At 49.0% G+C, this 25,628-nt stretch carries 21 protein-coding genes; 8 read left to right on the top strand and 13 right to left on the bottom strand.

Annotation, left to right across the window (positions count from 1 at the left end; all coding sequences use genetic code 11):
• Positions 1 to 42: 42 nt before the first annotated feature.
• The gene (gene xth, locus Q369_RS0110945) at positions 43 to 816 is read left to right on the top strand and encodes an exodeoxyribonuclease III (RefSeq protein ID WP_031527847.1); all 774 of its coding nucleotides are present in this window, start codon (positions 43 to 45) and stop codon (positions 814 to 816) included.
• 354 nt (positions 817 to 1,170) lie between these two features.
• A complete protein-coding gene (locus Q369_RS0110940; RefSeq protein WP_031527846.1) occupies positions 1,171 to 2,757 on the top strand; it encodes an ABC-F family ATP-binding cassette domain-containing protein in 1,587 nt (528 codons plus the stop codon).
• Positions 2,758 to 2,811: 54 nt separating this feature from the next.
• Here Q369_RS0110940 and Q369_RS0110935 read toward each other — a convergent pair whose 3' ends face one another.
• From Q369_RS0110935 to Q369_RS0110920, 3 genes are all read right to left on the bottom strand, one after another.
• Entirely contained in the window at positions 2,812 to 3,858 is a 1,047-nt protein-coding gene (locus Q369_RS0110935) for an SGNH/GDSL hydrolase family protein (protein ID WP_229206805.1), read from the bottom strand.
• 236 nt (positions 3,859 to 4,094) lie between these two features.
• Complete coding sequence (locus Q369_RS0110925) at positions 4,095 to 4,976, bottom strand: sulfite exporter TauE/SafE family protein (protein ID WP_031527844.1); 882 nt, start codon at positions 4,974 to 4,976, stop codon at positions 4,095 to 4,097.
• 140 nt (positions 4,977 to 5,116) lie between these two features.
• Entirely contained in the window at positions 5,117 to 6,031 is a 915-nt protein-coding gene (locus tag Q369_RS0110920; RefSeq protein WP_031527843.1) for a pirin family protein, read from the bottom strand.
• A 115-nt stretch (positions 6,032 to 6,146) separates the two neighbouring features.
• Here Q369_RS0110920 and Q369_RS0110915 point away from each other — a divergent pair, with 115 nt between their 5' ends.
• From Q369_RS0110915 to Q369_RS0110905, 3 genes are read left to right on the top strand one after another with little or no spacing between them, the layout of a single operon-like run.
• On the top strand, positions 6,147 to 7,586 hold the full coding sequence (locus Q369_RS0110915; RefSeq protein WP_051664026.1) for an ABC transporter permease: 1,440 nt from the start codon (positions 6,147 to 6,149) through the stop codon (positions 7,584 to 7,586).
• Positions 7,583 to 8,974 (top strand): ABC transporter permease, encoded by a 1,392-nt coding sequence (locus Q369_RS0110910; protein ID WP_051664025.1) that lies wholly within the window; start codon positions 7,583 to 7,585, stop codon positions 8,972 to 8,974. The genes Q369_RS0110915 and Q369_RS0110910 overlap by 4 nt, the downstream gene beginning before the upstream one ends.
• Positions 8,967 to 9,662 (top strand): ABC transporter ATP-binding protein, encoded by a 696-nt coding sequence (locus tag Q369_RS0110905; RefSeq protein ID WP_031527840.1) that lies wholly within the window; start codon positions 8,967 to 8,969, stop codon positions 9,660 to 9,662. The genes Q369_RS0110910 and Q369_RS0110905 overlap by 8 nt, the downstream gene beginning before the upstream one ends.
• 18 nt (positions 9,663 to 9,680) lie before the next feature.
• Here the strand turns inward: Q369_RS0110905 and Q369_RS0110900 are convergent, their stop codons facing one another.
• A complete protein-coding gene (locus Q369_RS0110900; RefSeq protein WP_031527839.1) occupies positions 9,681 to 10,331 on the bottom strand; it encodes a hypothetical protein in 651 nt (216 codons plus the stop codon).
• 185 nt (positions 10,332 to 10,516) lie between these two features.
• On the opposite strand from Q369_RS0110900, the gene Q369_RS0110890 reads away from it, so the two are divergent.
• Positions 10,517 to 10,702 carry a DUF3606 domain-containing protein gene (locus Q369_RS0110890; protein ID WP_031527838.1) on the top strand — a complete coding sequence of 62 codons (186 nt, stop codon included), beginning with the start codon at positions 10,517 to 10,519 and terminating at the stop codon, positions 10,700 to 10,702.
• Between the two features lie 21 nt (positions 10,703 to 10,723).
• Positions 10,724 to 11,035, top strand: coding sequence for a hypothetical protein (locus Q369_RS0110885; protein WP_031527837.1), 312 nt, complete (start codon positions 10,724 to 10,726; stop codon positions 11,033 to 11,035).
• A 66-nt stretch (positions 11,036 to 11,101) separates the two neighbouring features.
• On the opposite strand, the gene Q369_RS0110880 is transcribed toward Q369_RS0110885, so the two are convergent.
• Complete coding sequence (locus Q369_RS0110880; RefSeq protein WP_031527836.1) at positions 11,102 to 12,541, bottom strand: SusD/RagB family nutrient-binding outer membrane lipoprotein; 1,440 nt, start codon at positions 12,539 to 12,541, stop codon at positions 11,102 to 11,104.
• A 10-nt stretch (positions 12,542 to 12,551) separates the two neighbouring features.
• A complete protein-coding gene (locus Q369_RS0110875; RefSeq protein ID WP_031527835.1) occupies positions 12,552 to 15,770 on the bottom strand; it encodes a SusC/RagA family TonB-linked outer membrane protein in 3,219 nt (1,072 codons plus the stop codon).
• A 357-nt stretch (positions 15,771 to 16,127) separates the two neighbouring features.
• On the opposite strand from Q369_RS0110875, the gene Q369_RS0110865 reads away from it, so the two are divergent.
• Positions 16,128 to 17,645 carry a glycoside hydrolase 5 family protein gene (locus Q369_RS0110865; protein WP_157488149.1) on the top strand — a complete coding sequence of 506 codons (1,518 nt, stop codon included), beginning with the start codon at positions 16,128 to 16,130 and terminating at the stop codon, positions 17,643 to 17,645.
• Between the two features lie 172 nt (positions 17,646 to 17,817).
• Here Q369_RS0110865 and Q369_RS0110860 read toward each other — a convergent pair whose 3' ends face one another.
• From Q369_RS0110860 to Q369_RS0110830, 7 genes are all read right to left on the bottom strand, one after another.
• Positions 17,818 to 18,630, bottom strand: coding sequence for a hypothetical protein (locus tag Q369_RS0110860; protein WP_031527833.1), 813 nt, complete (start codon positions 18,628 to 18,630; stop codon positions 17,818 to 17,820).
• Positions 18,631 to 19,249: 619 nt separating this feature from the next.
• The gene (locus tag Q369_RS0110855; RefSeq protein ID WP_229206804.1) at positions 19,250 to 20,347 is read right to left on the bottom strand and encodes a CgeB family protein; all 1,098 of its coding nucleotides are present in this window, start codon (positions 20,345 to 20,347) and stop codon (positions 19,250 to 19,252) included.
• Positions 20,344 to 21,432, bottom strand: a complete 1,089-nt coding sequence (locus tag Q369_RS0110850) for a CgeB family protein (protein WP_035333317.1) — start codon at positions 21,430 to 21,432, stop codon at positions 20,344 to 20,346. Before Q369_RS0110850 ends, Q369_RS0110855 begins: the two co-directional genes overlap by 4 nt.
• Positions 21,429 to 22,544 carry a CgeB family protein gene (locus tag Q369_RS0110845; protein WP_031527830.1) on the bottom strand — a complete coding sequence of 372 codons (1,116 nt, stop codon included), beginning with the start codon at positions 22,542 to 22,544 and terminating at the stop codon, positions 21,429 to 21,431. Before Q369_RS0110845 ends, Q369_RS0110850 begins: the two co-directional genes overlap by 4 nt.
• 2 nt (positions 22,545 to 22,546) lie before the next feature.
• Entirely contained in the window at positions 22,547 to 23,671 is a 1,125-nt protein-coding gene (locus Q369_RS0110840) for a glycosyltransferase family 4 protein (RefSeq protein ID WP_084165721.1), read from the bottom strand.
• Positions 23,658 to 24,653, bottom strand: coding sequence for a Gfo/Idh/MocA family protein (locus Q369_RS0110835; RefSeq protein WP_229206803.1), 996 nt, complete (start codon positions 24,651 to 24,653; stop codon positions 23,658 to 23,660). The genes Q369_RS0110840 and Q369_RS0110835 overlap by 14 nt, the downstream gene beginning before the upstream one ends.
• A 20-nt stretch (positions 24,654 to 24,673) precedes the next feature.
• Positions 24,674 to 25,627 carry an MDR/zinc-dependent alcohol dehydrogenase-like family protein gene (locus Q369_RS0110830; RefSeq protein ID WP_031527827.1) on the bottom strand — a complete coding sequence of 318 codons (954 nt, stop codon included), beginning with the start codon at positions 25,625 to 25,627 and terminating at the stop codon, positions 24,674 to 24,676.
• Between the last annotated feature and the right edge of the window lies 1 nt (position 25,628).

Raw genomic sequence — 25,628 nt, 5'->3', positions numbered from 1 at the left:
TGGTTTTTGTGAAGGGTTAAATTAAATAGTTGATCAAAAAGGATGAAAATCGCAACCTATAATGTGAATGGTGTAAACGGCCGCCTGCCTGTACTGCTCCGCTGGCTGGAAGAGCAGGCACCGGATATCGTCTGCCTGCAAGAGCTGAAAGCACCACAGGAGAAATTCCCCGAAAAGGCGATTGCGGACGCAGGTTACAATGCAATCTGGCACGGACAAAAGAGCTGGAATGGTGTGGCTATTCTCACCCGCGGCCTCGAAATACAGGAAGTACGACGCCAGCTGCCAGGTGAAGAAGAAGATCCTCACAGCCGGTATCTCGAAGCGATCATCGAAAATATGCTGATCGGCTGCCTTTATTTGCCCAACGGAAATCCTGCGCCCGGGCCGAAATTCGACTACAAACTGCGCTGGTTCAACAATCTGATCGCACACGCAGCGGAGCTCCTGGCGCACGATGTGCCTGTGATCCTGGCAGGTGATTACAATGTAATGCCCACTGACCTGGATGTTTACAAACCCGAGCGCTGGCGAGACGACGCGCTTTTCAGACCTGAGACCCGCGCTGCATTCAAAACCCTTGTTGATCAGGGATGGACCGACGCACTCCGAACACTACATCCGGACGAGCAGATTTATACATTCTGGGATTATTTCAGAAATGCATTTGGCCGCAATGCCGGCTTACGGATCGACCATTTCCTGCTGAGTCCGCACTTCAAAGACAGGCTGATTTCGGCGGGAGTCGACAAAGATGTGCGTGGCTGGGAGAAGTCGAGCGACCACGCTCCTACCTGGATTGAAATAAGTGAATAAATAAATTACCTCAGCTGGTTTTAAGCAAGTTAAACTGGAAAGCGCATTTCGGCCCGTGTTTTCCATTTCGCTGAACGCGCTACTTATACCTCAGATATTCCCCAGCTTTGTGTATGCAGCAGGTTCCGCATCAGCAAGCTTTTTAACCTTATCTAACAATAACCTTTCGATAACTCCATTTCAGAAATGAGATGGAGTTTCCTGTTTTTATTTGGAAGTAAAAAATTGATTTCTTTATTTTTGCACTTCCAAAATCCATCACACATTTCCATGTAAGAGCAAATTTCTTTCACAAAAAGTCAAAGCAGCCTCGCATTTCGCGTCTGCCATTATTTACTTTAAAAGGAAGAAATTATGCTTTTTATTCAAGATGTCGCTTATGCGCATCCCAATAGAGATATGTTGTTTCACGACATCAGTCTCACAATTCACCCACACGATAAGGCTGCATTAATAGGAAATAACGGTGGTGGAAAATCTACATTAATCAAGATTATTGCAGGCCAGATATTACCGGAATCCGGTACTATCAAATGCAATTCAAAACCGTATTACATACCTCAGCTATTCGGACAATTCAATGCGCAATCCATTGCAGAAGCACTCGGCATTTACGAAAAAGTAAATGCATTGAATCAAATACTTCATGGAAATGTAAGCGAAGAAAACCTGACTTTGCTGGCCGACGACTGGACGATTGAAGAACGTTGCCGTGAAGCGTTTGAGCTCTGGAAATTGCCGGAGATAAGCCTGCACCAAAAAATGGGCGAACTAAGTGGCGGTCAAAAAACAAAAGTGTTTCTCGCAGGTATACGGATCCACAATCCTGAGATCATTCTGCTCGACGAGCCAAGTAATCACCTCGATGCCGAAGGCAGAAAGCTGCTTTACAATTTCGTTCAAATGCATTCAGGAACAATGCTGGTCGCAAGTCACGACCGAATTCTGCTCAACCTGGTTGAAATAATTTATGAAATGAGCAAAAAAGGGATAACTACCTACGGAGGCAATTTCGATTTTTACCAGCAACAAAAGGCAGTCGAACGCGAGGCACTGGCACAAGACCTGAAAAGCAGGGAAAAGGCACTGCGAAAGGCAAAGGAGACCGAAAAGGAGACTTTGGCGCGGCAGCAAAAACTTGATGCACGCGGCAAAAAGAAGCAGGAAAAAGCCGGCTTGCCCACGATCATGATGAACACGCTGAGAAATAATGCTGAAAAAAGTACTTCAAAGATCAAAGGAATTCATGCGGAGAAAGTGGGTGCGATTGCGCAGGAACTAACTGCATTGCGACGTGATTCGCCAGGAATTGACAAAATGAAAATGGACCTGGATAATTCCGGTTTGCACAAAGGAAAAATACTCTTCAGCGCAATGCAGATCAACTTCCATTATGGTCAGCAGCAATTGTGGGAATTACCATTTGATTTTCAAATCACAAGCGGCGAACGCATTGCTATAAAGGGAAATAATGGTTCAGGTAAAACAACCTTAATTAAACTGATTTTAGGTCAGCTGGCAATTGAAACCGGAAATATTGAACGCGCAGATTTCAAATCTATTTATATTGATCAGGATTATTCATTGATCAGAAATGAACTTTCCGTTTTTGATCAGGTTCAACAATTCAACGATGGTTTTTTACAGGAGCATGAAGTGAAAGTGAGACTTAACCGCTTTCTTTTTACAAGGGAATTCTGGGATAAACCCTGTGCTGCATTAAGTGGCGGTGAAAAGATGCGCTTAATGCTTTGTTCTGTTTCCATTATCAGCCAGTCGCCCGATATGATCGTGCTCGACGAACCAACCAATAATCTTGATTTACAAAACCTGGAAATTCTGACTGCGGCCATGAATGAATATCAGGGAACAATCCTCGTTATTTCACACGATGAAATTTTCCTCGAACAAATCAAAATCGAACGCGTAATTCAGCTTTAAAAAAACGCTGGCCATTTTTCAAAAGCCAGCGTTTTTTGTATTAATAATCAGAACTTAATATTTCAGTTCTTTCAATTTGGAAATTACCCGATTTGCCACAATCCTATATCCTTTGTCATTGATATGGATTTCATCCGAACGATCGTCGGGGCGCATTCCGGTCGGAAAATTCATATTTTCAATATCCGCAAGGTCCTGCTCAGTGGGTGTGTAATTGATAGCGGCCATTTCGTCGGCGGTTGGCGGTGTCATAGGCACGTAGTTGCTGCCGTACCGACTGGCTAGTTTCTCATTAATTGAAATTACCTGGTTATATCGGTCGGTCCCTCTATTTTCCGGCCTGGCCTGCAACATACCCACAACAAGGTACCTTTTCGGCTCTTCTATAAAAGCAATGGAACTGTCCAGCGCTTCGAGAATTTCGTCCTGGGCACTTCCTTTGGTAATGTTGTTGCGGCCATACCAGAGGATCTGCGTTGCCGTTCTCAGTCGCGTCGCATCATCCAGTTCGAAAATCGAACCTTCGGGAATGTCGAGGGTACTTTCTGCATCGGGCTTGATCGTGTAGCTTTCGCCATTGTCATTCGCGGTGCGTGTGATCGTGCATTTTACACCCACGATTGTTCCGGTCCTGCTGTAAGTCTCGTAGTTGATCGGCGTCGACAGAAACTCATTGTTCAGCTTGGTTACCTTTATCTCGTTGGTACCATCAAACTTACCACCTTGCACAGAAATTTTTAGCGGAGTGCCGCCTTGCCGGATCGCGATTGACAATGCGACCTGCCCAACGATCCCGTCGCTGACAATGGGCCTGCCGGGGAAAGCCTCCCCTACCATATTACCGTAAGGCGTTGTGCCGCCAGCCCCGATCGTGAGACTGTCGCCAAAAAATGCAAGCGTCTGGTCCCTCTTAGGTCCTGATTCCTCCTCGCCTTTTTCCGCTCCGTTCTTTTTGGGAAGGATATCGTCGAGCAGCCCTTCACAAGAGGTCAGGAATGTGGTGGCTAGCAGTGCCGCCCCAGAATGGTGAAAAAACCTTCTGCGGCTCAGTGCATTTTTCGAATTCTTAATTTTCGGGGTACTTTCTTGATCTTCAATCATTTGATGGAACGAGTATGTGTTTGATTGTTCGAAAAGTCCTAAACCAGACTTCCGGTATCTACATGCTCAATAATCGTTCCTGGATTTTCTTGGGAGGAAAGGGAGGATGGAGGAAAGGGAGGATGGAGGAAAGGGAGGATGGAGGAAAGGGAGGATGGAGGAAAGGACTGATGGAGGAAGCGAAATAACTTCATCCCCTTCATCCCCTTCGTCCCTTTCCTCCCCTTCCTCCCTTTCTAATTAAGACTATGAAGAATAGTGCGGGCGCTTAGGAAGATGACCAATGCACCTACGATTAACATCAAAGGCTTACGCTTAATCTTGCCCACAAGCAATGCACCTAACGGAGAAGCGATAACGCCGCCGACAATCAGGCCGAGCACCACCTGCCAGCTTGCCACGCCATGGAAGAACAAAAATGTTACGCCGCTTGAAAAGCTGATCACAAATTCAGCAGCATTTACCGAGCCGATCGTGTAGCGGGGATCGCGGCCCTGGCCCAATAAGGAAGAAGTAACAATCGGTCCCCATCCACCACCGCCAATCGAATCCAGGAAGCCTCCGGCTGCGGCCAGTACACCGATGCGTTTCGTTTTTGTTTTAGCGAGTTTGGTCAAAAGCGCCTTTCTGATGATGATCAAACCTAAGATCAGCATGTAAAAGGCGATAAAAGGTTTGATAAAATCGCCGTCAATCACATCCGAAAGCAGGTAGGCACCTGTAACTGCGCCGAGGACGCCAGGGATGAGCAAACTCTTGAAAAGCTTTTTATTAATGTTCTTAAACCGAAAATGAGAAATTGCGGATGCACCTGTTGTAAACATTTCGGCCACGTGCACGCTCGTGCTGCTGACCGCAGGTGGCACCCCCATTCCCAGCAGGAAGGAAGACGAAGTAGCTCCGTAAGCCATTCCCAATGCACCGTCCACCATTTGTGCAATGAAACCCACCAACAAATAAAGCGCGAAGTCGCTGTTCAGAAACTCAGTTACATTTTCCGCATTGAACGTTTGTGGCCCATTGAAAATCAGGATACCGGCCACGCCAAGAACAAGCGCGATCGGCAGCAGTAACCAGGACGAGAACGGAAGACGCAGGGAAAGAACTTTGGAGAGCATAAGCGCAGCACTAAATTGTTATGCTCCAAAAGTAGCAAATCTATTTACTCTATTAAAATTATAGTCTATTAAATTTACCTTAAAATGAGATACCTGCATCCCCAAAGGCGTTTACCTGCGGAGTTGTTTTTTAACAGCATTTACGAAAGCGGCTCGGGTCGTGGCGGCGTACCTGCGGGACGGGATCTGTCGTCGGGAAGTGGGATAAACTCCTGATCATCAGTAGGCGGCAGTATAATCCTGCCCTGTTTCCAATCCTCCTTGGCCTGCTCGATACGCTCCTTGCGCGAAGACACGAAGTTCCACCAGATAAACCTTTCGCCCAGCGGCTCACCGCCCAGCAGCATCAAGGTCGTATTTTCCAAAGCGATGATCACCGGATCGACGCCGGGATTAAAAGCCAGCATCCGACCGGGCTCGTAGCGATGTCCTGAAACTTCCAAAGCTCCCTTCACAATATAGACCGCCCGCTCGCTGTATCCCGCCGGTAACCCGAAACGAGCACCGGCTTGCAGTACCACGTGCAGGTAAAACAATGGAGAATGCGTTTTAACTTCGTTTTTAAGACCATAAGCATCGCCGGCGATCAGGCGCATGCAAATATTTTTGTCTGTAAAAACAGGCAGCTCTGCCGTCGTGTAGTTTTTGAAATCAGGTGCAGCTTCCTCATCTTTCTCGGGTAATGCAACCCACGTTTGTATCATTTCCAGCCCACCTGTTAATGCAGCCGGATCTTCAAAACGTTCCGAATGCGCAATGCCGCTGCCAGCCGTCATCCAGTTTACTTCTCCCGGCCTGATCACCTGCTGCACACCCAGACTATCGCGATGCGTGACCTGGCCTCCAAACAGATAGCTCACGGTCGACAAGCCGATATGGGGATGCGGCAGTACGTCGAGTGATGACGGGTTCGCCGGAATGTCGGCGATAGGACCCGCGTGGTCCATAAAAATAAATGGCCCGACCATTCTCCGCAGGCGGAATGGAAGAATGCGTTTGACCATGACAGATTCGCTGATAGCAGCCTTTCGGGCTTCGATGACAATGTCTAACATAGCTGGTATTTGGTTGAGCTAAATATAGGGAAACGGCTTAACAAAATCATGCAACATAGTTGCATCTAAAAGTCGCACGCTTATATTTGCAACACCGTTTCATTTACTCACTCCTATGCACCTCCATTTAATCCGCATTGTTGCCCTGCATGAGATCAAGACCGTTTTCAGGAGCAAAATGCCTTTTATTTTGTACAGCATTCTATTAGCCATGCTTTTACTTGCCGGGTTCATCGGCTGGAACTACGTGCATAAGTTCAATGCACAGCAGGCCCGCTACACCACAGAGGTCCAGGATCACTGGATGAACCAGCCCGAGCGCCATCCCCACCGGGTGGCGCACTACGGCTACCTGGTTTTCAGGGAAAAGGCGCCGCTCAGCTTTTTCGACTTCGGTCTCGACAGCTATGTCGGCAACTCGGTATTCCTGGAAGCTCACCGGCAAAATACCGTCAACATGAGTGAGGCGGGTTTTTCAAATGGTATGCTACGCTTTGGTGAGCTGAGCATGGCGCTTGTGCTGCAGCTGCTGGTTCCGCTTTTCATTATTTTCCTGGGCTTTTCCACGGTGGCCGGGTTGAAGCAAAACGGCGTCCTCAAAATTCTGTTATGCCAAAAAGCTTCCTTCTTTGATATACTTGCGGGGAAAACTGCCGGATTGGTTGCGGTTACCTGGCTATTATTCCTGCCGCTCGTCCTGGCCGCATTGCTTGGCGGCGCCGTGCTGCTGCAAAATGATATCAATGCCGAACTCCTGCTCAGGTGCGGACTGATCCTGCTCGTTTACGCAATCTATTTCCTGATCGTCACCACGATCGTGACCAGTGTTTCGGCCATGAGTAAAAACGCAGCAAATGCATTAATTATCCTTGTATTAGGCTGGATGATCTGTTTTATTGTAATACCAAAAAGCGCCCAGACACTCGGCAGCAGCCTGTACAAAGCACCCGATAAAATCGCATTTGAGCAGGCTATTGAGGCGGACGTAAGCAAGGAAGGCAACAGCCACGATCCCGACGACCCGCATTTCGCAGCGCTCAGAACCAACACTTTGAAAAAGTACGGTGTCGATTCCGTGCAACAACTTCCGGTGAATTATGGCGCATTGGTCATGCAGGAAGGCGAACGCATTACCTCGGAAATCTTCGGATCGCGTTTCGACAAGCTGATAGACACTTACAAAGCACAGAATGCTGTATCCGTAATCCTCGGTTTCTTTGATCCATACCTCCCGCTGCGGAACATATCCATGCAGCTCTGCGGCGTAGACTTCGACACTTTCTCGGAATTTCAAAAGCAAACCGAAAAATACCGTTTCGACAAAACAACCCTGATCAATAACATTCACCTTACACAGATCTCCTACAAAAATGACCGCGTGCAAAAAGTGGCACAGTCCAACTGGCAGCAAATGCCGCCTTTTCAGTTCCGGCCGCTCTCGCTCGCAGCGACCATCGACAATGGAAAATGGAGCCTGATCGCATTGCTTTTCTGGCTTGCCGCAGGGTTTGCCGCACTCGGGTTCATTTCTTCGCAACGCAAATACCAGTTATGAAAATCAGCAGTAAGCTCCTCTTTTTGGAGGTCATTAATTTCTTCCGCGAGAAAACGGTTCGCTGGGCAATTGCCGGACTTGTCTTATTTGGCATTTACAGTTTCTACCACGGAAAAAATGTAATTGGCAGCCAGCTCGAAACCATCAGCTCCATTCCCTCCGTGCAGAAAACCCACCTGCATCACGTAGCTGAGGAAGGAAAAGGCAAGACAGTCGGAACTACCGCGTACTACCCGTTTTTTTACACAGCAAATTACCCTTCGCCCTGGGCTTCTTTCTCGATTGGCCAGCGGGATGTAAATGCATTCAGCCTGAAAGTCAAGATACTGGGCATTGAAGGTCAGCTTTACGATTCCGAGCTCACAAATCCGCTTACGCTGCTGGTCGGCAACCTCGACGCTTCTTTCGTTTTCATCTTTCTGTTTCCGCTCCTGATCATTGCATTCACCTACAACACCGTCTCGCAGGAACAGGAACATGGTGTGTGGCGGATCGTGGAAACCAATGCACCCAGCCTGCTTACCATTATTTTCATCAAGCTGCTGGTCCGCTTTTCAGCCGTAGTTCTCACCGCGCTGATCGTCTTTCTGGCCGGGGTTGTGTGGCTGGGACTTCCGTGGTCGGTGCCAACCTTCAAGCTCTTTCTGGTGATTGTGTGCTACCTACTCTTCTGGTTTCTTCTTTGTGCATTCGTGATCTCGCTTGGCAAAAGCTCGTCTTTCAATGCTACCGCGCTGGTTTCGTGCTGGATATTTCTGTGCATGCTTTTTCCAGGCATTGCCAATGTGCTGATCAGCGGGCAGATCGCGATCCCCGAAGCGCTCGAAACGACAGTGAGGCAGCGGGAAGGTTATCATGCCAAATGGGATTTACCTAAAAAACCAACAATGGAAACCTTTTACGCAGCTTATCCGCAATACCGCAAATACCCGATCCCGGAAGACGAATATTCACCGGGCTGGTATTATGCAATGCAGTATGCCGGGGAAGTTGAAGCGAGGGAATCGGCCGGACAGCTTTTTACAAAGCTGGCACAAAGACAAGCGCTGGCCGAACAAATCGGTATGCTTAATCCGGTGATCTACGCACAGCAAATGCTTAACCGCATTGCCGAAACCGACCTGACTAGCCACATTGCATACCTGCAATCGGTCAAAAGTTATCACAAACAGCTTCGGGAGTTTTTTTACCCGTATATATTCGAAAACGTACAAACAGAAAACCTGGACTGGACAAGCTACCCGAAGTATCAGGCGAAAACTGCTCACAGAGAGGCGGCGAGTGCGTCCGTTCTGCCGCTGATCGTATGGAGTGTGCTCGCGGGATTATCAGCCATTTTATTAATGAGAAGAAATTTCATCCAACATACCAACAGGCAAAATGCTTGAAGCTAGCAATCTGACCAAGAAATACGGCGATTATACCGCGCTCAACAATCTCAACCTTACTATTGGGAAAGGAGAAATATTTGCATTGCTGGGCCAGAATGGGGCGGGCAAAACAACAACGATCAACCTTTTTCTAGGCTTTGTGGAGCCGACCTCAGGTACTGCGTCCATTGATGGACTGAACGTTGCCACGCACGCCGGGGAGACCAAAACCAGGCTGGCTTACATTCCCGAGACCGTCATGCTCTACCCCAACCTGACTGGCCTGGAAAATCTGGAATACTTCTCATCGCTGGCCGGTTTCAGCTATGAGGCGAGCCAGCTGGCAGGGTTTCTGGATACTGCGGGCCTGCAAAGTACTGCGCACGACAAACGGCTGGGCGGCTACTCCAAGGGAATGCGGCAAAAAGTGGGAATTGCGATTGCAATAGCTAAAAAAGCGAAGGTGCTTCTCCTCGACGAACCCACCAGCGGGTTGGACCCGAAAGCCTCCAATGAATTCTCCGAAATCCTTAAAACGCTTTCAGCTTCGGGTACAGCGATCCTGATGGCGACGCACGACATTTTCCGGGCACGCGAAGTGGCCACCCGGATCGGTATCATGAAAGAAGGAAACCTGCAATCTGTTATCCAAGCAGGCTCCATTTCGGCCAACGAATTAGAGCAGCTGTACCTGAAAACTGTTTAAAAACTTTGAACTGAACTATTAAAAAACCGCGAATTTGGCGTGATTCTGCTGATCGGGCGCGCGGTAATATTGGTACATCGGCTTTAATTTGATCTTGTAAGTTACCTTTCCAAGCTTGGCATCGTCGTCTTCGTAAATGAATGTGGCGCTGCCTCTCACACTTGCATTCCTGGCTTCTTCCAGTGTGGGATAGATTTTGTAAGTGCTGGTTTCCAGATAGGCCTTTTTCCCCAGAACAATCATCGGCAGAGGTGAATTTGGCTCCGACTCTACCACGGCGGTACCCTTCTCGTCATCCCAGTGAACACGAAGTCCGATCGGCCGCTCGATTCTGATGTTCATGGAAAATGTATAAGAGGCGCCCTGCTGTGCCCTTTCGTCGATCTCAGTGCCGAACCAGTAAAGGACAGAGCCGCTCGTGCGAAATGCCAGGTACACTTCCTTTCGGTAAATGTCAAACTTAGGATCAATCTGCATCAGATCCGCAGAATCGGAGCCCACAAAGCGGTACGCTTCTGAGATAAAAAACCGGTGGCTTCCGAGCTGGTGGATTACAGAATCCTTGTCAAGCTTCACCGCGGCCTCGCGATGGACAATTTGATCCTGCGAACAGGAAGCGACAAAAATGAGCAGGGCTAATGCGGGCAGGTGTAGACGAAGTTTTCTCATAGTTCAAATTTTTCTTGTAAAAACCATTTTTCGACTACCTCCACAGACACGCTATCCCCTGCCCGCGCTGCCTGCATTCCTGCAATTACCCCGAATTTAAATCCGGATAGTTGGTCAAAGCGTGCAAGCACGGTTTTTGCTGTTATGCCCAAAATCCTTTAATCAACAAATTGAACAGCACGATCATGGCAGACGACAAAACCAAAAAGGACGCCCGCGACCGCAACCGCGTTTCGGCCAGCGAGGATTATGAGATAGACTATCTGGCAAAAAAGAGCGGCGCCTCCCGGGAGCAGATCCTGGAAGCAATCAAAGCCGTTGGCGGCAACCGTGAGAAGATCGAGGCGTATTTGAAAGATCACTCGAATTGATATTTATAAAAACAAACACAAATGGAAAAAGTAACTGATTATGAAGAATGGCTGTCGGGCGTGAGCCTGGCTGATCACGAGGATGTATACAACCTGTACGACTCGATCACCAATTTCGAAGGTTCAGGGAGGTTTTATACCACCAAGGAAGTCACTAACGACGGCTACCAATACTTTATCAAAGCCGAAGGTGTTGTACCACACTTGTTCCTGGAATCTGACGAAGCCAAGTTTGCATTCCTGGATTACCTGGCCAAGAATTACACGGATGCCGAAGAAGGCGACGTGACTAAATGGTATAACCTGAAAAAAGAGCTCGGTCGGGTCGACTAGGCATAAAAGCAAAATGCCCGGAATGCAAAGCACGTTCCGGGCATTTTGTTTACAACAATCAGCGTATCACGGTTTATCCCAGAAAATACGTGAGGTAACCTCATCACCTCCCATAGCAGCTGCCGCCGCGCGATAGTTGGCCCCATTCAGGTTTTGTTCAGAGAATGGATATGGAAAACGCAAAGGCATTTCGGACAGCGCCTGCGCCGGCTTTTGTAACACTGGATAATTAAGTCTTCTCCATTCCTTCCAGCCTTCCACAGGCTGATTATACATAGCTATCCACTTTTGGGTACCAATACTTTTTTTCCAGTTAGCAGCTTCAAAAGCAACTCCCGGCCTGGCCAGATATGCGGTGGCTTCTGCCAGCGTACCGTCAAAGTCGTGGACGATTGAAGAAGTAACTGCCGCATTATAGTGCGCGACAGCAGTTCCGGGAACATTGAACCCGCGTGACTTGGCTTCTGCCAAAAGAAATTCAACCTCTGTATAGGAAAGGAGCTCACCGGGTAAAACAGGATCTCTGAGGAGACTGCCAGGCTGTGCAAACTCAGCATATACATTCGCTTCCCCGTAAATTCCCCCCACATATTTTCCTGCATTCGGCCCTGCTGTTGCAGGCTGAAAGAACTCATTGATGCGCGGGTCTGATAGCTTGTTCATCAAATCCACAAGCGTGTTGGCCGCCACGTTATCATCCCTTTTTGCAAGTATGTCCGACATCGGGTTGGCGGTTGGCATAGCAGCTGTGTAGTTCAGCTGCGCGTCGTTTTCCGATGAAGTAAATACGTGAGGCGCCGCCTCTTCCGCGAGCTTTTTGGCATTCGCAGGTTCTGCGTCGGCAATGGTGATGGCGAGGCGCAGTTTGAGCGAATTCGCGAATTTAATCCAGCTTGCTGCATCCCCGCCGTAGTACAAGTCGCCGTTTGAGAATCCCTCTGCATCAGGGTGGGCATTCAAACTTGCTATTGCTGCGTCGAGGCGCTTGATTAGGTCCGCATAAATGGCCGCGTCATCTTCATAAGCAGCCAGTACATTGTTGATATCCAGCGCCTGCGAATATGGAATGTTGCCAAATGTATTCACCAGCACCGACCACGCATATACTTCCAGTACCTCGATGGTAGCAACCTGACTTGCGCGCGCTCCCTCGGTCAGGAATGCATTTGCATCGACTGTCTTCCGCGCTTCACGCAAATCGCTGAGCACGTCACGGTACAGCACATCCCAGAAAGACTTATTGATCTCGCGTGAATTGATATTGTACTGACTTTCGTCCGGGTACTGCACCGCAGCCCAGTATTGCAGATAGTACCTGAATGGATTGTAATTATAATCCGGCGTCGTGATGATATTGGTCAGATTGAACTGCGCGTTGCTCACCAGCGTAGCCGCAGGCACTTCCGTGGCCTTCTTGGGATCGATATTAAAATCGCTGTCCAGGTTACTGACGCAGCCCGCCGTCAGAAACAATGTTGAAATACTATATAGAATGGTCTTTTTCATGGTTTTTTGGTCAAAATCTGAGTTTTACATTGAAGCCGATGTTACGTGCTGTCGGGTAAGCTCCCCCCAGGTAGCCCATTGAAATGTTACCTGCACCAAAGCCGGCCTCAGGATCTGAGTAAGGCACATCTTTATGGATAATCCACAGATTCCGTCCTACCAGCGCAAGATCAATCCCTTTCACCACTTTCAGCTTTGAGATCAAACCTGCCGGCAGCGCATACGAGAGCGATGCTTCCCGCAGCTTCACGAACCCGGCGCCGTAAATGTGCGATTCATTGGGTCCGTACGGACCGAGTGCGTAGGCGCGGTTTTCCAGCCTCACATCATTCGGCGAGCCGTCGGCTTTCACACCGTCCAGCAGTATCCCTCCACCTTGTGCAACCGGCAGCCGCGACGGGTTGCCCAGTTCATTCAAGCCGGCAGTTTCAGGATATAGCCCGGTTCCGAACCCGTAAAAAGTGTCCAGGTTGTAGAGCTGTCCGCCTTTTTTCACATCAACCAAAAAGTAAAGCGAGATTCCCTTGAAGCTCACCGTGTTGCCAATGCCGCCTATCCATTCCGGGTTGGGGTCACCTATCTCTTTGGTCGGACTTGATAATACATACTGTCCCCGCTCGTCGATCAGCCTTCCGCCGTTTTCGTGGTACGAATACCCTGATCCTCTCAATATCCCGAACGGTCTGCCGACGGTCGCATTGGAGGTAACACTTGACTGGTAAGTCGCAATGATCATATTATCGCCCTCTGCCAGCGACTCTACCCTGTTCCTGTTCCGGGCCCAGTTTGCATTGATCGTCCACGAAAAATTGTTGGTTTTCACAGGTGTAGCAAACACCGAAACTTCCCAGCCTTTATTCGAAACTTCGCCCGCATTCGTGTACTTGTAGCTATAACCACTTGTTGTAGGCACCGTCACCGGCAAGATCTGGTTGATCGTGTTGGCCTGATAAGTAGTTACATCGAAACCTACCCTGCTGTTCATAAATGCCATTTCGATACCGAACTCTCTGCTTTTGGTCCTTTCCGGTTTCAGGTTGGGATTGAAGCGGGTATTGGGCACCGAGAACAGCGGGATACCATTGAAACCGCCGATCGGCAGGCCAATCTCTTCATCCTGCTTGTTGTAGTATTTATCCAGCGCGCCAAATGGCGCGTCACTGCCCACTTCGGCATAGTTGGCGCGCAGCTTTCCATAGGAGAGCCACGGGGTCGTTTTTAACAGTTCAGAGAAAGCAAAGCTGAGCGCCACCGAGGGATAAAAATAGGCATTGCTGCCCTTCGGCAAAGTCGAAGATTGCTCCCGGCGCGCTGACAGATCAAGGAATACCATCTCCCGAAATCCTAATGTCGCATTGGCGTACACGCCGTCGACGGCAATATTCTGCTCGCTTTCGATCGGCGGAGATAGCAGGTTACGCGAGTTGGACAGCGCATACAGCCGCGGCACTACCAGCCCGCCGCTTGTCGAAGCCCGCATCGAATTCAGCTGAGACCGTCGCATGTTAGCACCGATTAACCCAGTCAGATCGAGGTCTTTGGACAGCGTCTTGTGCATATTGGCAAAAAGATCGAAGTTGAACTCGCGGAAAGTACGGTTATACTTGATGTAATAGGGCATATTCTCATTTGTCGTACTGCCCACCGCGAAACGCTCTTCCTGTATCTCGTCGTAGCTGTCGAGAGACACGCGGCCTGTGATTTTTAGCCAGTCGGCTGCATTGTAAACCGTTGAAATATTGCCGAATGTGCGGTATCGTTTGTCATTCTGGTAGTTTTCATAGCGGGTGAAATAGGCATTGTCGGAATACGCGGCTTCGAGATCGTCCGGTCCTTTCCAGTTCCAGGCTACATTCTGTTTCGTGCGGAAATAAGCTTCCTTTTGCTCCTTCAGATCCACATTGGTCTGGAACCACTGGCGGAAGCCGAGCATCGGGTTAATAGACCCGTAACCCGATCCGTAGCGGCCGAGCCCTTCCTGCTCCGTGAAATTTGCGCTTGCATTGACAGACAATTTGGAGGTCATATTGAGGTTACCTCCGAAATTGATCATATTTTTAGAGATCTGGCTGTTTGGCAAAATCCCCTTATCAGTAGTGCGATTGTAGCCGACTTTGAAAGTAGCCTTGTCGCTCCCGCCATCTATGGTAATGCTGTTATTGGTAGAAACCGATCGCTCGAAAAAGTACTCTGGTCCGTTTGCTGCGGCAACCCAGGGTCTCGCTTTTTTGTAGTTCGGTGAAGTAGGGTCGAATGCATCCCAGTGATATACCATCACATTGGGATCAAACTTGTGTCCATAAGAAGCATCGTCACTGAGTGGCACAATGTTATCCTCTACACCGTCACCATCTACATCGAAAGCGCCCCATTTTGCCGAATAGCCCGCGCCGTATTCTTTCTGATAAACGGGCAGAGTTTTCTTATCCACAGCCCCGACTGTCAGTCCGGTATTGATCGTTACTCCCAGACCCTTTTTCCCTTTTTTGGTGGTAATCAAAATGACCCCGTTGGAAGCCCGGGAGCCGTATAACGCCGTAGAGGCAGCGCCTTTCAATACAGTTACGGAGGCGATATCGTCGGGATTAATGTCGGAGGCAGGGTTACCATAATCGAACCCGCCGCCACCGCTAACCTGGCTTCGCGTATTCGCTACATCGTTGTTCACGGGTACGCCGTCGACAACAAACAGCGCCTGATTGTTGCCTGTCAGCGATTTGATACCTCGGATCACCACATTCGAAGAACCGCCGAGCGTGTTGGTCTGCGTGATATTGAGACCGGCCACTTTGCCCGCGAGTGAATTGATCATGTTCGGGTTTCTTCCGGCGGTAATTGCGGTTCCGTCTATCTGTGTGGCTGCATAGGGCAATGCGTTACGTGTACGCTCCACACCCAGCGCCGTCACCACCACTTCGCTCAGCTGGCGCGTGTCGGCCTGCAAGGTCACATCCAGATTGACTGAGGAACCCACCGGAATTTCACTCGTGGTGTAGCCTATAAAGCTGAAAACAAGCACGGTAGCATTGGCCGGCACGTCAATCTTGAAGTTACCTTCCGCATCGGATACGGTACCTACCTGGGTGCCTTTGACCAGAATACTGACCCCGGGCAAAGCCTCACGAGTATTGGCGTCCGTTACCTTTCCGGTAACTGCCCTGTTCTGGGCCAGCAGCGTTTCCATCGCGCCGGCAAACAGGAAGAAGATGAATAATAGATGTTTTTTCATGGACATAACAGAATTGAAACAGGACAAAAAAGGAAGTAAGACTCATTTAGCGACATTTGAAATTATCATCGGCAGACGGTACGCTGGCGTTGACGAAGGGCGTTTGTCGTTTGTTCAATGAATGAATGATTGAATGAATGAATGATTGAATGAATGAATGGGCTGCGGTGGAGCGGGGAATGACTTAATGACCTAATGACTGAATGTTTGAATGACCGAATAAATTAGCCGCCGGGAACCGGGAATGACCTTTACTCCAAGCGCCTTCCATTCTGTCTGGCATGATTTTGGCTTGTTGGGGGTGGTTTTTGGGTGAGGGGTTTGTTGGTATTTTAGCTATCGTCACCTGCAGTTTGAATGGATTTATTTGAAGGAAAAGTGAATGAGCTTATGGGCGGGGACGTTCGTCCTGCTTTGGATAGTCGTAATTTGAGCTTGCCTTTGCTGAATGGGGCGCGGGAGTTGTCCTGGGTGCAGGTTGCGCCGGATGCTCCTTATTTTGTGACCGAAGATGGTGAGAACTGGACTCCGATCGGGCAGAACGACGCCATTACCTGGCCAGAGCTGAATGGTCTTTTCAGACGTAAAAATGTGCAACAGGTAGAGGATTATCTCGCCTGGCTTGCCGCACACGGGGTTACCTGCATTCGCCTGATGCTGGAATATGCGCAGGGGGAGCACCGGTATTTCGAGAAACCCGCCGGAAAATTCTCGCCTAATATGATCAAGCTGTGGGACGATCTTTTCCTGCTTTGCGCGAAATACAACATCCGCATTCTCCTTACTCCCGTGGATACTTTCTGGATGTGGATACGCTGGCGGCACCACCCCTATAACAAATTACACGGAGGTCCCTGCAAGAAACGCTCTGAGTGGCTGATTTGTCCGGACACTTTGCAGGCGATCAAAAACAGGCTGAGCTTTGTTGCCGAGCGCTGGGGCGGCAGCGGCGTGCTGTTTGCGTGGGATCTCTGGAATGAAATTCACCCGGCGCACGCAGGCGGCCGCACAGACGTTTTTGAGACTTTCGTCCGCGAACTCAGCACACACCTGAGAGATATTGAAATGCGATTATATGGACGCACGCACCCGCAGACAGTATCCATATTCGGACCGGTGCTGAATGAGCAGCCCGCCGCCGCCGATGTCATTTTCCGTCACAGCGATCTCGACTTTGCGAGCACCCATTTCTACGATTCCGCCACGATCGACAATCCGAAAGATACCGTGGCATCCGCAATTGCTGCGGGCCGGCTTGTGCGCGAGGCGCTTTCGCATTTACCCGCAACCAGGCCGTTTTTCGACAGCGAGCACGGACCTATTCACGCTTTTAAAGACAAACACATTACATTTCCTGCCTATTTTGACGACGAATATTTCCGTCACATTCAATGGGCGCACCTGGCTTCGGGCGCGGCGGGCGGCGGAATGCGCTGGCCCAACAGGCACCCGCATTGTCTTACACCCGGCATGAGACTGGCGCAACGAAGCCTCGCGGGCTTTACCAACCTGATTGAATGGAAAAACTTCCGTCGAAAAAACCTGAATGAAGAAATAGCTTCAAGCGACCACCATGTGTCTGTTTTTGCCTGCGCAGACGAAAGCCAGGCGATTTGCTGGGTACTGCGTACGAATACGCTGGTGAAGCGAACCGGGAATCTGAAAACTTTAGACGAAAAAGCACCCGCAATGGAGGTAACCGTACAAATCCCGGGCATGTCGGCAGGCACCTATTCAGTTCATTTTTGGGATACACTAAATGGAGCTGAGGTGGAGCAGCACGAAATTGAGCTGACAACGCCGGGGATGCTGTCACTACAACTTCCCCGGTTTGTAGCTGATCTGGCTGTGGCAGTGCGTTTGGTTGTAAATTAACTTTATGTCAGAGCAGCTTTTGCGCATCAGGATTTTTTATGCCGAAAATTGTGCCTGTACAAATAATGTATGCTTAACCGTGGCGATGTCCACTTTTTTTCAGTTATCGCTGACGAGAAATTCGCAAAATGCCCGATTTCGAATGTGATCTTCCGTTGGAAGCTAATTCAGCCTAATCACAAGACCACTTCATTTCCGAAAAACCCATTCCATCATCTTGTACCATATCACCATCATAAGTGACTTTATAGGAGATTTCGGTAGTAAGCTTCCCTGGCACTTCATGGCGAGTAGACAGCAGATTATTGTTTGAAAACAAATACGGAATAGATTGGTCTATGAAAAAATATATTTGCTTCATTTTTTTTAAATAGTTGGGCTTACTATCGTAGGTGTGATAATTTGTGGATGCAAGCACAAACCCTCCATTAAGCTCTTGTTTAAATATTTCCTGTTTGTAAAGATTACCGTTGTTATCATAAAAAAACTTATCAGTCCGCGTCGGCTCATACGAATATTCGTTCCCTAATGAATCTTCACGTGACTTGATAACGTGCATCGAATCAGGTTTTTCGCTTTTGCCAAAGAAAAAATTACAAGTCAGAATTTGCTTTTTGCTCGGTCCCCCAGTTATATCATACTGACGATCATAATATCTTAGGGTTTGCAAATTGCCTCCGTCATACACATAATCCGCTATTAATGTGTCTCCCAAAATAAGCTCGCTAAGATTCAACACTCTGGACAAGTTTCCTTTACTGTCTCGATCGCACCTTATTCCGTTCTTACCTGGATTAATAATATAGCTCCCATAGATAAAGAATCCGTCTTCATCGTAGATAATGTAGGAAGGAAAACCATGTTTAGAATATGATATCAGCTCACATTTTTCATTTTGTTTCCCGGGGTCTGCATCCATTTTACATCCTAAAAAGACCAATGCAATAGTAAGTACAAGAAGCAGTTGGGATAATTGATTTTTCATGTGTGGTTGATTGTCATTTTGTATATAAAAGCACTTTGATATTTTTTGTAACAGAATCAAATCTCATCCGTGTGAACTGAGTGTATCTGCACCATTTACAAAATCTAAACTGGTGGGAGGTATTTTGGCATTTGTGCTTTTACTCATCGTAATTTGGAAGGTATTGATTAGACATAGAGACAGCTGCCAGCATGAAAATGCCGGCGGTGTATAATCAGGAAAATGTTAGATACCCGCCCGTATGCCTGTGGATAGGGACCAAATTGGTCATTGAAGGATAAGGCATGTGGCGTTCTTTTTTCATAGCATTACAGTTTACAACCAGGCACCATGCCTGACTGAGGTTTAAAGTTGTGGCGATGCAAACGCCGATCCTAACGGAAGTCTTGCAGCCGTTAGAAAAGCTATGAAGAACGGAGTAGTTTGAGTAAGTCCGTTTGACTGGACAGTGGCTACCAAGTATCGTAAAACCCAAATAAAACAGGAACCGAAGCAGGTTCCTGTTTAACTAGTTGACCGTAAGTTAAATTTAATGCGCTTTTCTGCAAACTTTATGCTATTAATTCTAAAAACTTCCACATTCTGCCACAAAATAACCTTAACAAGTATCAGGTCTGACCTACGCAATATTCACTTCGCGATTTCGCATTGCCTCGGCATAATAGCGTTCGAGCTCGGTAGCGCGGTGGGCGGCGGTGTGGAATTCAAGCACTTTGCGCCTTGCGTTTTCGGCAATTGTCTGCCGCTCGCTTTCGGTGATGTTTGTTAGAAAATCAAGGGTATCCTCCGCTGAGCGCGATATCAGGATCTCTTTGCCGTGCTCAAATATTGTGTCAAGACCATCCCAGTAGTCGCTGATGATGGGTGTGTTGCAGGCAGCCGCTTCAAATAGTCGCACGCTGGGTGAGTAACCTGCGCGGATCATATCTGCGCGTGTAATGTTCATCGCAAAGCGCTGACTGTTGTAAAACTTCCTGTGTTCCGACGGCGGCAGGTGCTCAATGCGCGCTACATTGCCCGGCCACTGAATGTCCGCAGGATATTGGGGACCGGCTACTACAAACTTTCCCTCAGGCAGCTTTTCCGCTGCGTCGAGCATCAATGCTGTTAGCGGAGGCTGACGGTCGTCGCTGTAAGTGCCCAGGTAGCCGAGGTCCCATTGCTTTTCGTGTTCCTCGGGATAATAAAGTTCGGGATCAAAAGAGCAATAGAATGGGCGCGCCATTGGGGAGCCGTAATGTTCTTCGAGGTATGTCAAAGTTGGCCCGCCTGTGAAACTCAGGTAAATATTATATAGCGGAACCAGGTCCGGATGCAGGTATTCGTAATCCGCCTTTTTGATCTTCGCCAGGGTAACCGGCGTATCAATGTCGTAAAATGCCGTGATCCCCTCGGCTGTTTCAGTCACAAACCTCCCTGCCTCCACACCTTCCGGAACATAAGATCCTACAACCACCAGGTCTGCATTCTTTATCGTTTCCGTGTGCAGCGATTTCAGTTCACTGATATCCTGGTAAAGGATCGTTTTGCAATAAGAAAAGTCTTTCAAATCGCGGTTTGATGCATACCAGGGCACATCGCGTTCCAGGAATGTAACATCGTGCCCGTTCCGGTGCAGCTCGCGGATCAAGCCCCTGAATGTAGTAGCGTGCCCGTTTCCCCAGGAAGAGGTAATGGACAAACCCAGGACAACTATTTTCAAATTACCCTCAGTCATACCGCAGCCTTGTTGAATGTAAGCTCATCTTTTAAAAGCTTATCCAGCTCAACTGCGCGGTGCGTATAGGTATGTTTCTCCAATACTTTCCTTAACGCAGCCTGGCCGATCTGAGCAGCTTTTTCTGTCGTGAGGGACGAAAGAATTTCCTTTACTTCATCCCCGCTTCTAGCAACCAGAATCTCTACACCCGGCTCGAAAAAGAATTCGATTCCTTCCCAGTAATCCGTGATAATGCACGCACCGGCACCGGCAGCTTCGAATACGCGTGTTGCGGGCGAAAATCCATATTTTGCCATGCTGTCGCGACTGATATTCAGGATCGCTTTCGGGGAGCAGTTGAGTGCATTATGGTCTTTGGTAAACACATGTCCGATGTAGTTGATATTGCTGGTCATCGGCTTATCGTGCCAGCCATTCCCGCCCAGAATAAAGCGTTGCTCCGGCATTTCCGACGCTACTTTCAAGAAGAAATCCTCAACCCGCTTTTCCCTGTCGGGTAATCGGTTACCTAAGAAAACCAGATCGCCTTCGAAGCGGCTCTGCATTTCTACCGGGTGGTGCGTGGCGGGATCGAGCGCATTGTAGATCGGTACGCACTTTCTTGCGCCTAGCTGCGTATATGCATTGATCACAGGATCACCGCCGCCATAAGTCAGCACCAGATCATATTGCGGAATGAGCGTCTTGAAATAATCGTCTTCATTATGATGTACCCGATCCAGCGTCGCAGGCGCGTCCACATCCCAGAAGATCACGAACTTATCTCGCTGACCGAGCGCTGCTACTTCTTTTTCCAATAGCTCGTCAAACACCCCTACCCCGCTCGTTTTAATGATCACATCTGCATCCATCGCGTCGTTCAGCGCCTTAGCGACATCCTCTTCATTGGGTTGGTACACCACGATCCGTGCCCATTCTGGATCTTCCATGTCCCGGTTCTTCTGGCGGTCATAAGCGTCGGGCTCGTAAAATGTAACCTCGTGCCCAAGTTCATTCATAGCACGGATAATGCCGCGGTAGTAGGTTGCTGCGCCGTTCCAGTAAGCTGAAACGAGGCTCGAACCGAAGAATGCGAATTTCATAGCGTAATAGTTTGGTTTAAGTTGTTAACACCCAGTTCCTCACATATCTGGTATAATTCATCTGTACGGTGTGCACAGGTATGCTTGTTGCGGATCGTTTCCAGACCGTGCGCTGTCATTTCTTTTACCAGCTTGTCGTCAGTCAGTACGCGGTCGATCCACCGCTTCATTTCTTCTTTATTGTTGGCAAAAACAAAATCCTTTCCGGGCGTAAACAGGTTTTCAGTATCATCCCACGGAGCTGAAATCAGTGGGATACCGCAGGCAAGCGCCTCAAATGGGCGGATTGTCGGGATTCCTGGAAGCGCTTTTACGTACGGGCCGCGGGGTACGTGGGCTGTAAAACGGTATTTGGAGAAAACCTCCGGCGCTTTGAAGTTTGGCAGCCAGCCTGCATACTCGATACCCGCGTCGGCCAATGCAGCCTTTGCGTGATCAGGATAGCGTACGCCGTAGATCTTTGCCTTCAATTTCATTTCCTTGACCGGCTCGATGATGAACTCGAAAAGCTCTTTAGTACGCTCCTCGTCGCCCCAGTTGCCCACCCACACAAAATCACCTTCGTAGTCCGTGTTTTCAATGGGGTGAAAAACGTTGGTATCCGCGGCTTCATGCCAGGTCCAGGCGTTTTTAGTCCATTTTTCGGCAAGATATATGTCCCTGATTTTGCCGCCGAATGCGAGCACGCCGTCGTAATTTGAAATATCATAAGCGCCCATGCTGGCCTTCTGAGTCACCGCGCGGTGGTGCGAATCGTGGAATAGCAGCTTAAAAGAGTACTTCTTCCTTTTTTCACCAATCGCCTTTACCAATGCATGCTCATTCCACTCATGCACAAGTACCAGGTCTGCATCTTTGAGTACTTCATCCAGGTCCAGCGTAGCGGGATCATACTGAATGCTGCTCAGGAGCGGGTAATAATTTTGCAGTTCCTGCACTGCTTCCTGCCCGTAATCTGCCATCAGATTTTGCAGGCTCCACGCATCTTTGGGTTCGTAAATGTTCACGGTATTCCCTCTTTTGATCAGCTCGGTGGCGATCCCTCTCAGGAAATGCGCATTTCCGTGGTTCCAGTCAGAAAGCAGAGAATGGTAAAAAAGGACAATATTCATAGTTAAAGGATGTTTCGTTGTGCCGCTTCAAATTGCTTGACAAGTTGCTGGTACAGTCCGGCATAGCTGCTGCCCATTTTGCTGGTCGTGAACTGCTGTGCGCGCTGAAATGCTTTTTCAGCCATTTTGTTGAGGTTTTCCTCGTCCTGCATCAATGCATTGATCGTATCTGCAAGCTCCTGCGGATTACCTGTGTCAACATAAATCGCATGGTCCTGCCAGATTTCCCGCAAGGAAGGAATGTCGCCAAGTACCAATGCACAGTGCGACAATGCTGCTTCCAGTACCGACAGGCCAAATGGTTCGTACCTGGCCGGTAATGCATACACGCTGGCCGTGGAAAGCGCTTTTGAAATCGCCTCGGAGCCTAGCTTGCCCAGGTGTATGATGTTGCTTTGCTGCACTTCCGTGCTGTTATTTTCGAAATGCGTTTCGCCTGCGATCTGAATCGGATAGTGGATTGAAGGTGCTGCGTCGGTCAGCAGCTTCACGTTTTTGGCTTCATCCCAGATCCGGCCCATACACAGTACCGATTTTTCTTTTTTACCACAAAAAAACCTGTCTGCGCGGCGGGTATTGTAGATCACCGAATGGTTTTTGTGTAAAGAATAAATCGCATCCAGCTCAGTCATCATCGCCCTTGATGGCGCTACAATGTGATCTGCATGCTGTAAACCACGCTGGACTTTTGCGAAATAAGTATCCCAGTCGGCCGGCGGGGTCGTTTTCTCAACTGCCCTGAACCAGGAAAATACATCGCTGTGCGCAACCGAAATCACAGGTACGTCCCATTTCAATGCGCCATGGACAAACCCATTTAAATGAACGAGATCCGCCTGAACTGCCTTTTGCAAGGACAGCAAGTATGAGCCTGCCTCATCCACTTCCTCCCACGGATTTTCCATCCATTCGAGCTTGTAACCGGTTTCGTAGACGGTCACATTGCCCAGCGCACCTATCTCTGCGGCTTGCCAGGGTTGCATTTTCGCGCCCATTGTCACTAAGTGAAAATGCACATTATAATCAGCCAGCGCTCGGCAAAGCTCCACCGAATAGGTCCACACGCCGCCCACCGTGTCGGCGGTCATGAGCACTTTGAGTGGTGATATGTTGCTAGTTTCGTCCATAGATGCGGTCGAGCACTTCGGCTGACGGCAGGTATTGCGCTGCCGATGCGTCGAAGGCCGCGTTCACCGAAAGTTTTTGTATCCAGTTTGTCAATGCCCTTCCTCCCCAGGCGTCGGGCGGACTCACGAGCGTTTCTGTTTTGGTACCCCAGTAGCGGGAACCGGTAAAGTCATAGAAGGAACCGTTCACATTTTTGAGTGAAACGCCGCCCTTGGTACCGTAAAAAGAAGCTTCGATAACTGCCTCCTGCCCTGCCTGCAAATTCCAGCTGCACGAAAGCTGTGCATTGGTGCCTGTGGCCAGTTCAAGTGAAACGTTGGCGTAATCTTCCACTTCGTTTTTTCCTTTTACAGAAACACCTTTGCTGTACAGGCTGCTATGCAATGTGGTTACCTCCGGAAAGTCGAGCGCGTAAAGCATCAGGTCGATCAGGTGAATGCCCAGGTCGAGCACGCAGCCGCCGCCGGATTGTTTCATATCGTAAAACCAAGCTTTGTCGGGACCGTATGCATTGTGAAATTTCAGGTCGACCGCGAAAATCTGTCCGAGCTCGCCAGAGGAAATAATGGGCAGGATCTGCTGAAAAGCGGCGGTATAACGGTAAGAAAAATCGGCGCCGAGCAACTTATTGGCTTTTTCGGCAGCGGCGATTACAGCTGCCACTTCAGCTGCATTCCGGCCTAGCGGTTTTTGGCAAAAAACAGCTTTATTACTTTCAAATGCAGCAACTGCCTGCTCCATGTGAAGCGCACTTGGTGTAGCGATCACCACACCATCTACATTTGGGTCCGCAATCGCTTCCTCAAATGAAGCCACGGTTTTCGAGCCGGGGGCCATTTTCAATGCTTCGGCAATACATTCTGCAGAAGGGTCAGTTAGCAGTGCAATCTCGGCAGTGCCGCTGTCGATCGCTGCCTGCATTCTGCTGCGGCCTATCCAGCCTACTCCTGCGAAAGCCAGCGCCGGCTTTGTGTTAGTCAAAATTTCCAAACTTGTGAATGTTATATCTGAATAAGCGCTTTCATAAATCCATCCGGCCGACTGGCGGTCATTTCAAAACCTTTTGCCAGCTCATCGATCCGGAAAATATGTGTGTACAAATCGGCCGGGCGGATTGTCCCATCCACAATAGCGGCTACTGCCTGCTGCATTCCGCTGAGGTATCTTTCGGGTTTGCGCTCATGCGCATTGATCACATCAATACCTTTCCAGTTCCATTTCTGAAAGTTAACCTGGCGCATTCCGTCCTGATGGTACCCTGCGATCATCAGCCTGCCGCCCTCTGCAACTATTTCTGTGGCGATATCAATGGCTTCCTGCTTGCCGGTAGCTTCTATCACGCGACTGCAAAATGCGCCGCCCGTAATTTCAGAAACCTTGTTGGCAACTTCCCAGGTACTTGTCAGCGGGATCACTTCATCAGCGCCATTCCGCTCTGCGTAACCCAGAGAGAAGTCTCTTTTGGAGATTGCGATCACCTTTGCACCGCGCTTCTTGGCAAGCTGACAAAGCAAAACACCCAGAAAGCCCATTCCGATAATTGCGACAGTATCGCCTTCCGAAATGTCGCTCCGCTCGAAAATGTTCATCGCGCAGCCCAGCGGCTCACCGGGAAATTGTACGCCATTTAAATTGTCAGGGAGTTTCACTACTGCACTTTCGAGCGCAGTATCGTATTCTGCATAAGCCTTGCCGGATAGGAATGCAACTCTGTCGCCGGATTTCAGTCCGGTTACCTTATCACCTACCTGATCCACAATTCCCCAGCCTTCGTGTCCTGGCGAGCCGGCTTCTACCGGATATCCAAACCACTCCCGCCCTTCCCACAATGGCAGGCTCGAAGCACATACGCCGCAGCCTTCCACTTTTATTCTTACATCTTCATCCTTCAATTCAGGAATTTCTACCTTTTGTATTTCAAAAAGACCAGGTTTAGTCAGTACAGCAGCAATCATT

It is taken from the genome of Dyadobacter crusticola DSM 16708, assembly GCF_000701505.1.
Taxonomy (GTDB): Bacteria; Bacteroidota; Bacteroidia; order Cytophagales; family Spirosomataceae; genus Dyadobacter; species Dyadobacter crusticola.
This window is presented reverse-complemented; position numbering and strand designations above follow the sequence as displayed.